At 50.8% G+C, this 12,890-nt stretch carries 8 protein-coding genes; 1 reads left to right on the forward strand and 7 read right to left on the reverse strand.

The genetic code is table 11. The features are described from left to right. Positions 1-151: 151 nt before the first annotated feature. Both VN12_RS05210 and VN12_RS05215 read right to left on the reverse strand, forming a co-directional pair. A complete protein-coding gene (locus VN12_RS05210) occupies positions 152-3,202 on the reverse strand; it encodes a VWA domain-containing protein (protein ID WP_146675831.1) in 3,051 nt (1,016 codons plus the stop codon). 99 nt (positions 3,203-3,301) lie between these two features. Continuing rightward, positions 3,302-4,342 (reverse strand): cytochrome c, encoded by a 1,041-nt coding sequence (locus VN12_RS05215; protein WP_146675832.1) that lies wholly within the window; start codon positions 4,340-4,342, stop codon positions 3,302-3,304. A 188-nt stretch (positions 4,343-4,530) separates the two neighbouring features. On the opposite strand from VN12_RS05215, the gene VN12_RS05220 reads away from it, so the two are divergent. After that, positions 4,531-5,955: an OprO/OprP family phosphate-selective porin gene (locus tag VN12_RS05220; protein ID WP_146675833.1), complete on the forward strand. Its 1,425-nt coding sequence runs from the start codon at positions 4,531-4,533 to the stop codon at positions 5,953-5,955. Between the two features lie 289 nt (positions 5,956-6,244). Here VN12_RS05220 and VN12_RS05225 read toward each other — a convergent pair whose 3' ends face one another. From VN12_RS05225 to VN12_RS05250, 5 genes are all read right to left on the reverse strand, one after another. After that, complete coding sequence (locus VN12_RS05225; RefSeq protein ID WP_146675834.1) at positions 6,245-7,318, reverse strand: ribonucleotide-diphosphate reductase subunit beta; 1,074 nt, start codon at positions 7,316-7,318, stop codon at positions 6,245-6,247. A 313-nt stretch (positions 7,319-7,631) separates the two neighbouring features. After that, on the reverse strand, positions 7,632-10,478 hold the full coding sequence (locus VN12_RS05235; protein ID WP_146675836.1) for a ribonucleoside-diphosphate reductase subunit alpha: 2,847 nt from the start codon (positions 10,476-10,478) through the stop codon (positions 7,632-7,634). Positions 10,479-10,516: 38 nt separating this feature from the next. Further along, positions 10,517-11,047, reverse strand: coding sequence for a DUF6580 family putative transport protein (locus VN12_RS05240; RefSeq protein WP_146675837.1), 531 nt, complete (start codon positions 11,045-11,047; stop codon positions 10,517-10,519). Continuing rightward, a complete protein-coding gene (locus VN12_RS05245; RefSeq protein WP_146679797.1) occupies positions 11,044-11,907 on the reverse strand; it encodes a DUF4465 domain-containing protein in 864 nt (287 codons plus the stop codon). The genes VN12_RS05240 and VN12_RS05245 overlap by 4 nt, the downstream gene beginning before the upstream one ends. 26 nt (positions 11,908-11,933) lie before the next feature. Continuing rightward, the gene (locus VN12_RS05250; protein WP_240491328.1) at positions 11,934-12,887 is read right to left on the reverse strand and encodes a DUF1559 domain-containing protein; all 954 of its coding nucleotides are present in this window, start codon (positions 12,885-12,887) and stop codon (positions 11,934-11,936) included. Positions 12,888-12,890 lie beyond the last annotated feature (3 nt).

Here is a 12,890-nt window from a genome sequence, read left to right on the forward strand (position 1 = left end):
AAAACATTCAGCATCGGCAGACTGTTTGAAACTCAGTCTCACTTCCGACTTGCGTCGAATTGATCCAGCCCGATTCCTGCTGTTTCTGTACAATTCGCATAGCCAACGAATGGTTGATCATGGTTCTGTATGTGCGGATCAGCAGATCTCGTTAAATTTGAGTTCTTTTGGCCTGCTTTTTGGCCAGCAACAGTCTCGTTGTGTACGACGTATCATCATCCGTTAGTTTCGGAGCGTCAGCGGCAGTCGAGGGTAGCGTCCGAGTTGCCGTAACGTTTCCGAAGTCGCCAGGAAATTGTGAAATCTCCGATGCCGATCGCTCGCTCGGAGGCATTTCACTGGCAAAATTCCCATAGCCCTGTGCATTCGAAGGAGGATGCAGTTCAGCCTTCGTGCTCGACAATCGCTCGAGAGAACTACGACGCTGAAGATCGGCTGCCGACAACTCGCCTCGAAAACGAGTTCGCAGCCAATTCCAAGGTGATGTTAAGTCGATCGCAACTCGACGTACAAATACATCCACAAAAAATGCGATGGCACACAGTAGCAGCGTGGTTGGCCAAGCTTGATGTTGCGACCGCGTGACGCGTAAATCGCGACGAAAGCTATTGTGATTTAACAATAGGTTCAGATTATCTTGGTTGAGCCGTGGAAGCAGTTGTCCTGGCGCACCGCCTTCGGGACGCATGCGAGCTACTTGCTCAAGAAGAGGAATGTTTGCGTGTGTGACACGATACTCTTGAGAGTAAGGCACACTTACTCCGCTGATGAGCGGAGCATGTCGCTTCGAAGGCACTACATTCAATACGTAGGCACCGGCGTCGGACACATCGATACTTCCGGTGTAGCGACCGGGAGCTTGCTGTTTGAGATCGAATGACTTTACTCTTAGATCGGGTCCAACCGCAGTCCCTTGCATGTCTAGAAAGTTCGTAAAGCGTCCTTCTCGATCGATCCCATGTACAACGACTTCAATCTTACCGTCGCGAACCTGAGTTGCAAGATGAAACCCTTCATTCTCTTGAGATGGTCGCATTGTCCAGCGAACCACTTGAGAAAAGAACTGGTCATATTGATTCCATGCTTGCCAATCATTCGCCCACCTCGGCCCAACATCGCTGGTAAATACTGCCGTCCGTCCAAGTCCGTACGTCCATGTGGCCAAAATCGTAGCATTCTCTGACTCAGTAGGTTTGGGAGAAACAAGGGGCACTTCCACTAGCGGACTATCTTTGAGTTGAGTCAATACAAAGCCCTTAAGTCGCGGAAATCCCTTTTGGGTGAAACCGGTCAAAGCTTCATGCGAACTCATCAGTTGTGGCTGCACGCCGCCAACCGGCTCGAATACCAAAGGCTTAGTTACCCGTCGTGCTTCTCGCATGAAAATTTTCGGCAAGACGCGGAGGTTCGAAACCGAGTAGAACTGACCGCCGCCGTTCGACGCAATGTCTTGTAGCAACCTCAGATTCGAATCTTTTCCCAGCGCCACAGTTGTAGTGCTAATGCCCTTCGATGACATCTCTCGCGCTAGTTGAGAATAGCGATCCCCGGCGGTCATGCCATCTGTCAGGATTATCGCATGCTTTACAGAGGCCAGTGATCCTTCAAGATCGCGATAAGCCCGCAACACGGCAGGTTCCATATTGGTACCCCCGCTTGCAGCCAGGCTACGAATCCTCAGTTGCAACGCCCGCCCAATATCTGCCTTTCGACCAAGTGCCGCCATCGTCGAAAGCCCATCGTCGAATGCATAGAACCCAACATAGTCGAGTGGTCCAAGTGCATCTACTGCTGCCCGCGCGGCGGTCTTGGCGGCGGCCATCTTTTCACCTGCCATTGATCCGGACTTGTCAACAACTAGCGCTAAAGCTCCCACTGCAGAAACATTGGAGTTTTTTACTTGGAAATCGACCGGCATCGCTTCTTCAAGCTTTGTATTGGACCACCCTCCAGCGCCAAACGCCTCTGGTCCACCTATCATCAGCAGACCGGTGCCAAACTGCTGAACACTGGTCACCAACATCTCCATTTGTGCATCTGAAAAACTGGCAAAATTGGCATCACCGCCGCCGCTCGTTCTTGAAATACCAGCCAGCACAACGCAATCGTAGCCCTGCAATTCGATTAAACTAGTGAACAGTTGGCTTGAGTCTCGCAGTTCGACCTCGATTTCTTCCCTACGGAGAGCGTCCACCAGCGGCTGATACTCCCCGACGCGGTCTACATTTTCGATCAAAAGAACTCGACCTTTGCCGCGAGCGTACGTAAAGGCCGTTACTCGATTGTTCTTCGAATTTCCATCTGCTTCAGATGAGTCGGGAATGAATTCTGCTTCGTAGGTGTAACCGCCGGCCACATCAATCCTGTGTGGGATTGGGAACACATTGATCTCCTGATCTAATGTAACAGGAATATCAACAATCAATTCACTCTGAGTTCCCAGTCGACGGGTAACTCGTAACTCACCACTGACACGCTCAGAAGCTAAACCGGGTGCGTTGTATCGATGCAGGACCACGCGACCTTCGACTGGCTGGCCCTGGCGAACAGAACCCGGAATATCAATCTTTTCAACCAGAACCTCACTTTCCCCAGCGCGTTCGATTGGTATAACATCGATCCCTATCCCAGATTCAGTAATAGACTTCGCAGCAGAAGCTAAACTGCCTTCTGTTTCATTCCCATCGGATAGGACTATGAATCTACATGCGCTATCTTCTGGGCAACAAGCCTTTGCTAGTTTCAATGCAGCCTCGAGGTCTGTCGCGTCGGTGGGACCTAGATGGCTTTCCAAGTATGCAGACTTCGGTAGAGGATCTTGCATGGCTGGCCGCTCGACGACCGCTTCTCGAGCGAATGCAATGATCCCCACTCGATCCTCGCTGTGCATCAGATTTTGTTGAAATCGCGAGGCATTGCCGGATGCAAATCGAAGCATATTCTGCTTGTCCTGCACCGAAATACTGTCGCTATGATCTAGTAGATAAAAGACGCTCAGGCGATCACTAATTGAGATCCATTCGATTCCAGCAATGGCACAAACAAGCAGCATCAATACAATTGAGCGAACCAAAAGTGCAGTGATATGACGCCATCGACCGAGGCCAGCGAGGCTTCGCTTGGATGCCAACCACAAAACCGGTAGCAACGCCAGTAGGATAAGAAAGGTTGGGAATTCAAAGCCAATCTGCAAAGATTTCATATCACACCTTGTCCCGATCTTCGACCCATCTGCATGAATTGAAACGCACTATATTGGCAGCCTCCACACAAATTGGTCTAGCCGACCACGGCAGTAGCTTCATTTCTCCGACAACGGAACATCGCGATACTTCTTGTGACATGAGGCGCAAGATTTCGCAACCAACGCGAACGCTTGGCGCACGGAATCCGGAGGCAATTGAGTTGACTGCTTTTCCCAATCCGTGAGCGATTCCTCTAATTGTTTCGCTTCAATTTCACTGCTTCGAAGCGCATCTTCAAATCCTTCCCGTTCATTTGCGAAGTCAAGAACGCGAATCAACTCCGCATAGCTCTCTCGAAGTAGGAGCGCTTCGTGTGAGGCGTCAAGGCCTAAGTTTGCCACTGCGCTTCTATCCCAGTTGAGTTGCTCAAGTTTCTTAAGTTTAGCAAAACGATTCTCAATTTCGACCATCGCTTCCGCAATATGCGATACATCCACTGTTTCCTCGAACTCGATCGCAAGCCTATCGAGTTCCGCATTTTCGAATCTGATTGCCTCTCGTGCAGAAGCATAAAGTCCTCGATAGTTCTCGCCGGTACCTGCATGCGTTAGGAACGCCTCTCCGCTGCCGGTAGCAATTAGTCCAGCTCCGATACATGCTACAGCCGCCGCTGTTGGACTACGATGCTTTCCGTGGTGGCAGTGTACGTAAATAGGGCCGGGCAGATCGCGCACTGCCTTCGCCAGTTCCTTTCCCCTCGAATTCGAGATGCCATCGTAACCATGTGGCATATGTACGTATCGAAGTCCATGTGCTCGCGCTAACGAAACATCTGGTTTGGCACCATCCACGCTGATGATCGTCTTGATGCCCAATCCAGCCAACTCCCTGAAAGCTGCGTCTCCTTCGGGCAACCCACCTGAGATTACTTTTGGATGAATGCGCCAAGCATTCGGCAAGAGCGACGTCGTTATTCGTTCCGTTTTGAACTGGTTAGCAGAATCTGCTTCAGACGCCATTCCATCGGCAGTAGTGCTTTTCACTTCCGGCTGAGCCATGGTTTGACCCGCCGCTGGCTCGGTAGGATTCCGCTCAGCACATCCATGCAAAACGAACATCACGATCACAATAAGCACCTTAGTCCGACTTCTACACATGGAACTTTCCTCAAAGATTACCCGATCGCTGAATCCAGAAATTCTATCTTAACCGATAAAAACAGTCTAAAGGACGAAATAGGCGTAGTCGATACTGACAAAACACCGAGAAGCCGGTTTGGTCTTTCGTCCAATAAGAACTCTCCGCACGAACTCATTGGCCCACAATTTTGAAGGAGATACTTCTGTTGGTTTCTAAAAACCACATATCGTACCTCCGATTGATGGCGGCGTGCATAGTGCTGGCGATGCGAGGAATTGCGTCTGCGCAAGACCCGACATCGCTTGCAATCGAGGAAACGGGCTCGAGCTACGCAAGTTATGCTGCGTCGACTTTCGATGGCCAGTCCGAACTATCGACCAAAGAGAAAACGAGTGAAAAGCAGCCTGATGTCGAAAAAGAGATTGAGAAACTGAAGAAACAGGTTGCGGAATTAAGTAAAGCAGAGAAAGATCGCAAAGACAAAGCGGCGAAACTCCCAACCACCAAGATCACGACTCAATTGCAACCCGACTTCTATTGGTTCAGCCAGGATGCAGATAATCGCGCTACGGTCGGAGACATCCAAGATGGCTCAGCGTTTCGACGCGCCAGAATTGGAGTGACCGGCGACTATGGCCCTGCACAATATCGAGTAGAGTTTGATTGGGCTCTGGCAAACAGACCCAACTTTTTGGATGTTTGGGTAGGGATGACTGACGTCGAGGGAATCGACTCAATTCGTGTTGGCCACTTTTTTGAACCGTTTAGTCTCGAACGTGTTACGCCCAACCGCTTTACTGTCTTTCTTGAACGTTCTCTAATTGATTCCGCTTTCGCCCCAGCCCGAAATCTAGGCGCTATGGCCCAGAACGAAATGTCGGACGAAATGGGAACTTGGGCCATCGGTGGGTTTAGAACAAATAGCGACGGATTCGGTGATGACGTCGGAGATTTTGGCGAGTATGCAGTAACAGGTCGAGCAACGCGTCTTCTACGGTACGACGACTCTTGCGATTCACTCAGCATGTTGCATTTTGGTGGCTCATACAGCTTTCGCGATGCCGATAATCGAGTCTCACGATTTCGATCGCAACCCGAGGCAAGAGTAGGAGCAGTATTAGTCAATAACGTGCCAAACTTTGTAGACACGGGTAATATTGCGACTGAGAACTTTCAACTATTTGGACTAGAGTCTGCCTGGGTTGAAGGACCACTCTCAATGCAAGCCGAGTACATGTGGGCTCCTGTCAATGTCATCAATGGGCCAACTGCACTGATGCAAGGTTGCTACGGTCAAGTGTCTTATTTCTTGACTGGTGAACATCGACCTTTCAAAAAGAGCAATGCGGTGTTCGATCGCGTCATTCCGAAAAGAAACTTCGTGCCGAGCGGTAAAGGCAGGATCGCGGAAGGTCCTGGTGCATGGGAAGTCGCAGCTCGACTATCCCACTTGGATCTCAACGACGGGAATGTTGTAGGTGGTCGGATCACTGACTTAACAGTGGGAACGACTTGGTACATGAACCCGTTTCTACATGTAACCACCAACTATGTGCATGCTTTTCTTGATCGCAACGCAGCGAAAAGCAACGCCGATATTTTTGGTTTCCGAGTAAACTTTGATTTCTAGCTGATCACTCGCTGGTAACTAAAGAGTAATTGACCGCTAAGTTTACGCTCGTCAAAACTCACAGGGAGCAAGGAGGAGAAGAATGCACGAATCTTTCAATAATTTGCACCCTTCAAATCTCTTGGCTCAGACCGTTCCGCATCGAGATTTGCCACTTCCGCTGCCACTCGATGAAGTAACTTTGAAATCGTTGTAAATTCGACTTTTCTTACTTCATATCATATTCGTAAACTCGACGGCTTCGATCCCACTTCAGCAGTTCGGGCAGGGTTCGATCATTCACGAAGCACTAGTCCCAGTTCAGACTTCCAGCCGACTGATATTCTGTGACGCGAGTCTCGAAGAAGTTCTTCTCTTTGGCGAGGTCCATTGTCTCACTCATCCATGGGAACGGATTGCTCGATCCGTACTGCATCGGTAAGCCGATTCGCTCAAGTCTTCGGTCGGCAACGTACTGGACGTAGTCGCGAAATAAATCCGCGTTAAGCCCCAGAATGCCGTTTGGCAAGCAGTCGGCAGCATACTGAAGTTCAAGTTCAACTGCTTGCTTAACTCGGGCGATCATCTGCTGCTGGAAATCATGCGTCCACAGATGCGGGTTCTCGCTCTTGATGCCATTGATCAGATCAATCCCGAAGTTGAGGTGCGTAGTTTCATCGCGAAGAATGTATTGAAACTGCTCGCCGATTCCGGTCATCAGATTCCGTCGATGAAACGAGAGCATCATCACGAAACCGGTGTAGAAAAAGACGCCTTCCATGATGATGTAGTAACCGATCAGGTTCTTGAGTAGCGATTGAGCACCTTCGTCGCTGGCGGTACTAAAGTTAGGGTCGAGTACTTCAGCCGTCAGTTCCGTTTCGAAGGCATCTTTGGCAGCGATCGAAGGAACCTCGTGATACATGTTGAAGACCTCACCTTCGTCGAGGCCAAGGCTGTCAACGACGTACAAGAATGTATGCGAGTGTACCGCCTCTTCAAATGCTTGACGCAACAGATACTGGCGGCATTCCGCGTTGGTAATATGTTTGAAAATGGCCAGTACCAGGTTGTTGCCAACCAGACTCTCCGCCGTAGAAAAGAACCCCAGGTTGCGCATGATGACGTGGCGTTCCGCGTCGCTCAGCCGATTACTGCGCCAAATCTCGATGTCTTTGGTCATGGGAACTTCGGTCGGCATCCAGTGATTAGCGCATCCGTTCTGGTAATGTTCCCAGGCCCAGTGGTACTTGAGCGGCATGAGTTGATTGACATCGACCTGTCCGCAGTTGATCAATCGCTTCTCGGACGCATTGAATCTTTCGACAGCAGGAGTAGATTGAGATGCCACGTTTTGATTGGTGCTATTCGTAATTATAGACATATGGTTAAGTCCTTGGGTCTGTTGGAATTGGAATGGTTGAACGTTGACTAAGCCAAGCAGCCAGCTCAAGACGGTTCGCAAAATCGCGTGGACCGTCAAGAACTTCGTTGTCGGCTGAAAAATGGATGATTTGGAATGGTCCGTTTTGATCGGGAAGATCGAATCCCCCCAGATCAGTCAAATAGAAGAAGTCTCCGCGAGGTTCATCTCGTACGAACGCCCGAGACACTCCGGGCCGATGGACGACTCGGAAGCCTCGTGCAACCCAGTTGTAGTAAAAGCCGCGGGAGTAAAAATGCATACTTCACGCCGCCTATTGGCAAGCTTCGCAGTCTGGATTATCGATCAAGCAAGTCTTTGTAGACGCAGGAGCATCAACACGATTGAGTTGAATCGCACTTGACTCGCTCTTGGACTTCATCCACTTGGGTTGAATTCCGTGGCGATTGACGTCCAGCGTCGATTTCTCAACCTGCGTGGCAGCTAGACAGCGAAGATAGTAAGTCGTCTTAAGTCCCTTTTGCCAGGCGAGCTGGTACATCGAATCGATCGCCTTACCATTGGGTTTTGCCAAGTAGAGATTCAGTGATTGCCCCTGATCAATCCATTTCTGTCGTCGCGCCGCTGCTTCGATCAGCCAATGCGGTTCGACTTCAAAAGCGGTCGCAAAGAGCTCTTTCACATCGGGAGGGATCGAATTTATCTCCGCAAGAGTACCGTCATGGTATTTGAGGTCATCCAGTATCTCAGGACTCCAAAGTCCCCGCAGCTTGAGCGTGTCGACGAATAGCTCATTGATCTGCGTGAAGTCACCTGACAAGTTGCTCTTGGCATAAAGGTACTTGTAGGTTGGTTCGATCGACTGTGATGCGCCAACAATCGTCGAAATGGTTGCCGTCGGAGCAATTGCCAGGCAGTTGCTATTGCGCATACCATTTTGCGCGATCGATTCTCGGACAGGTTGCCAGTCCATCGACGTCCCGCGTGTAATATCCACTCGTTCGCCACGTGCCTGATCAACGAGTTCCATCGAATCAAGAGGCAGTATGCCGCGCGACCATTTCGAACCATCGTAACTGGAGTATCGACCTCGCTCAGCAGCCAAGCGTGAGGAAGCAAGGATCGCAAAATAGCTGATAGCTTCCATACTTCGATCTGCAAACTCCATAGCCGCTTCGCTGGCGTATGGAATCCCGAGCCGATGAAGTGCATCTTGAAAACCCATGACACCCAGGCCGATAGGTCGATGTTTGAGATTCGACTCGCGCGCCTCTGGGGTTGGGTAATAGTTGATATCGACTACGTTGTCGAGCATCCGGACCGCCGTGGTTACAGTTCGCTCCAGGAGCGTCATATCCAGTTCACCGCCTCGCAGATGTAATCCCAAGTTGACGCTACCGAGATTGCACACGGCCGTTTCTTGCTCACTGGTATTTAGCAAGATTTCTGTGCACAGATTGCTACTGTGAACTACACCGACGTGATCCTGGGGTGAGCGGAGGTTTGAGGGGTCTTTAAAGGTTACCCACGGATGCCCTGTTTCAAATAATCGCGTCAACAATTTGCGCCAAAGATCAACTGCTGGTAGCTTTCGGTTTTGTCGAAGTTTACCTGTTGCAGCCAGGGATTCGTAATGTTCATACCTCGTGTTGAACGCGGTGCCATAGAGATCATGCAGATCGGGAACCTCGCTCGGGCAGAACAGCGTCCACGTGCCTCCCTCTCGAACTCGCTGCATGAACAGATCGGGAATCCATGCGGCGGTATGCATGTCGTGTGTTCGACGGCGATCGTCCCCCGTGTTCTTCCTAAGGTCCAAAAACTCCTCGAAATCCAAATGCCATGGTTCTAGGTAGGCACACACCGCTCCTTTGCGCTTTCCGCCTTGATTCACAGCAATGGCCGCGTCGTTCACAATCTTCAAGAATGGGATGACTCCTTGGCTTTCTCCATTGGTGCCATGAATGCGAGCACCAATGGCTCTTACGTTCGTCCAATCGTTGCCCAATCCACCCGCCCACTTGGAGAGTTGAGCATTGTCGCCGATGCTCTTGAATATGTGCGCGAGATCGTCTTGGACTGTCGTCAAATAGCAACTGCTAAGCTGCGGATGGCGCGTGCCTGAGTTGAATAGCGTCGGCGTTGCACTGGTATAACGAAATGATGAGAGCAGGTCATAGAATTCGATTGCTCGATCGGTTTGCACATCGCCAGGCTCTGCCAGGGCCAAGCCCATCGCGACTCGCATCCAGAAATACTGCGGCGTTTCGATACGTCGCCCATCAATGTGAAGCAAGTAGCGATCGTAAATCGTCTGGATTCCCAGATAGCGAAATTCGTTGTCGCGCTGGATGTGCAGTGCGTCGGCTAAACGCTGGAGATCGAATCCTCGCAAGTCTGGGGAAAGACGTTCGTGCCGAATGCCTTCGATGATGTAGTGTTCAAACTTGTTACGATAGATCGCTTGAAAGTCATCGCGATTCTGAGCGAATCCCAGCGACTGTCGGTAAACGATCGCTCGCTGGAGTGCGGCCGCCAAGCGATCGTAGGCTGGATCGACTTCGATACGGCTGCGCGCGGAAAGAACCAACGAGCGGGCGATGTCACTCGTGGTCATTCCGGAGAACGATCCCTTGATGACTTCATCGATGAGTTCCTCAAGACGAATGGCATCCCTTCTGGACTCAGGCAAAGACAACAAGAACGTCCGGATTCGCCCCGCGTCAAAACGAACAAAGACGCCGGGCTCAATTTCAACCTGCGGAACGACTTGAACCGGCTCTGACCGGCTGTCCGCAATGACTGACTCTTCCTGTCGAACAGCCCGAAGCTTGGCATGTTCGGAACGATAGAGGATGTAGCGGCGCGCCACTTTGAAGTGCTGCCGTTGCATCAAACCGATTTCGACGATGTCTTGAATTTGCTCAACGTGCAGTGGCTCGGTTCGTCCCGGTGCAGTGGCAAGCTCAATGACCTGCTCAACGATGCTTAAGATGTCCTGGTAAGAATCCGCAGGCAGCGGTTGCCCGTCCGCCAGATTCAGTTCCGAACGAAAAGCCTTCTCGATTGCCTGTTCAATTCGACGTCTGTCGAACTCGGCATCGCGACCATCTCTCTTCCTGACCCGCATCAATGCGGCACTCTCGACCGTCCAACCCATGTCTTTAGTTCCTGTGTTAAATTGACGTCAAACAAACCTCATGCGATCACCTCACTGGCAACTACCGGTCGCAAGGCCGGTAATCGCCACTCTGCGAAACGCAATGCCCCAAATAAAACCAAACCAAACACGAAATCCGATAACAACGTGTTTTGAAAAAATGGCACGGCTGCGACATAGCAGCTTGCAAAGCCGGCCCATGATCTCTCATACATCGTTAGCCAACACGCAAAATTCGTAATGACAAAAAAGCCAATCGAAGCCGCCAACGAAGCGGCTATCAGTCGCTTAGCGTCGATTTGATGGCCCGCCCACCAGCCAGCCACGACGTACAGAGCCATTGATAGGTAAATGACAATGCAGATCCACTGAAATCCAATGGCAACGTCGCTAATGATCATGGCGCAAATCGGAATCAATAACGATAACCAACGATTCCCCAGCGATGCGCCCGCAAATAGCCCGACAGCTCCCACCGCCGCAAAATTCGGTGGATGCGGAATTAGGCGACTGAGAACAGCTAACACGATCAGTGTAGCAATGACCGCAATTCGGTTCGAAATAATCATGACGTTGGTCCTTCTAACAATCTTCGCGAATTTGCTTTGCATCGGCGTCGTCGCCACAAAGCAATGCCAGTTCCAGCGATGCCTAGTAATGCAAAGCTCGACGGTTCAGGAACGGCGGTGATGGTCAAGTTGTCGAATGCAACGTAGGTCGGTGTATTAATGCCAAAGGCACCGACATCTGACGAGGCGGACGACAATGACACAGATCGAGAGTTCGCAATTGATGAAAGGTCAACAGTTAACCAATTCGATAGAATGAAATCCTGGCTATTATCCGCAAAAGTGAAGTCGGCAAGATTGACCGTAACCGAACCGATGGAATTGCCCGTACCGTTTAGCCCGTCGAATCCACTGAGCGAGACGCGAAAGAAATCGGGATCGTTCCCAGAGACTCCGCCAAAGTTTTTGGCGAAGCTATCTCCGGTCTGCATCGACAACGCTGCATAGGTCGTGTTGGCCAGTGAAACAGAGGACAAGAGTGTGCTGGACGGCAAGTTAAAGAATGCTCCGTCGGCATATGCCACCGCATACTTAGACGAGCCGTTCGCACCTGTTCCAGCGAAGGAACTGTATTGATTCGAAAAACCTGGGGTCGTGGTGTCAGTGTGATTGGAAACTGCGAAACCCCTCCAACTGCCATAGAGATCATTGTTGCTGTTGAAGAATTCAACACCGCTGACGGCGAACGTGCCATTTCGATCATTTCCACCGAAGGGCCCAGGTGTGGAAATTGCATTGCTTGTGGGGCCATTAAAAACACCAGATCCATTGAGCGGAAATCCCTCAAAATCGACGACAATGTCCGCTCGACCTAGTTGCGTCAGGGACACAACGAGTATCATTGCAAAGGCTAAACGCATATTGGTACTCCAAGTTGGAAAAATGGTTAAGGCAATTCCACAACCTCTTGCTTGGCTCGTGTGATCAGCTTGCCAAGAAGTTGTTTATCGATTGATTCAGAAACAAATAACGTTCGAGCATCCGCGAATAGAAACATCGCGCCACCTTCGTGAGCACTGCGGATTTCGTTATCACCAACCCAAGCGGTTGGGTCGTTGATGCCATGAGCGACCGCAAAGATATTGCGACCGTTGATCCACTGACGGTCTGGTCCACCAACGTCCTCTGAGACGGCAAGCGTATTGCTCAAACCGTCGATGACGTCGCTAAAACGGAATGCTCGTTCGTTAACAAAGAGCCCGTCATCCTGCTCTCGATCAACAATCAGTTCACCGAAGATGCCGCCGTAGCTGATTTGGCCCTTATTGGGTGTGAGGTCTGGTTCCGTCGGACACAAATAGATGGACAAGTCAGTTTTGGCTACGCTTGAGTTCTCAGGCGCATCGAATGGCTTATTCCAATTGATCTGCTGATGAAGATTCAGTTGCTCCACAAAAGGCAGTAGCATTGCAGACCATGCGAATTGGCGTCGGTTCGGAGGAGCGTTCCACGCTCTCCATTCAACGCATCCAGTAGGCAACGATTTGTGCGTGTCGTGATAGTTATGAAGTGCAATACCGACCTGCCTTAGGTTATTCTTGCAAGGCACCTTTCGAGCGGCCTCTCGGGCGGCTTGCACTGCGGGCAGCAATAGAGCAACAAGAACCCCGATAACGCCGATCGTCACAAGCAGCTCGACAAGCGTGAAGCCATCCGAGCGATCTCGCGAGCATAGAAGGCGAAGCCGGACCAAAGCTCGCTCAACAATTTGCTGCTTCACCGAATCATCGCTGCATGACCAGAGTGCAATCTCCGATCGATCTCTACCGCAACCGACGCAGACTTCCATCTCCGATAGTTGGCACTGGCGATTGCAAGGCGATGCAACTTGGTGGACCATATT

Source organism: Pirellula sp. SH-Sr6A, assembly GCF_001610875.1.
In the GTDB taxonomy this organism is placed as follows: domain Bacteria; phylum Planctomycetota; class Planctomycetia; order Pirellulales; family Pirellulaceae; genus JBKCUI01.

Bases quoted from the DNA above. Each gene is read 5' to 3' on its own strand.
- VN12_RS05210 (WP_146675831.1), bottom strand. From the start codon at position 3,202: ATGAAATCTTTGCAGATTGGCTTTGAATTCCCAACCTTTCTTATCCTA.
- VN12_RS05215 (WP_146675832.1), bottom strand. From the start codon at position 4,342: ATGTGTAGAAGTCGGACTAAGGTGCTTATTGTGATCGTGATGTTCGTT.
- VN12_RS05225 (WP_146675834.1), bottom strand. From the start codon at position 7,318: ATGTCTATAATTACGAATAGCACCAATCAAAACGTGGCATCTCAATCT.
- VN12_RS05235 (WP_146675836.1), bottom strand. From the start codon at position 10,478: ATGGGTTGGACGGTCGAGAGTGCCGCATTGATGCGGGTCAGGAAGAGA.
- VN12_RS05240 (WP_146675837.1), bottom strand. From the start codon at position 11,047: ATGATTATTTCGAACCGAATTGCGGTCATTGCTACACTGATCGTGTTA.
- VN12_RS05245 (WP_146679797.1), bottom strand. From the start codon at position 11,907: ATGCGTTTAGCCTTTGCAATGATACTCGTTGTGTCCCTGACGCAACTA.
- VN12_RS05250 (WP_240491328.1), bottom strand. From the start codon at position 12,887: ATGGTCCACCAAGTTGCATCGCCTTGCAATCGCCAGTGCCAACTATCG.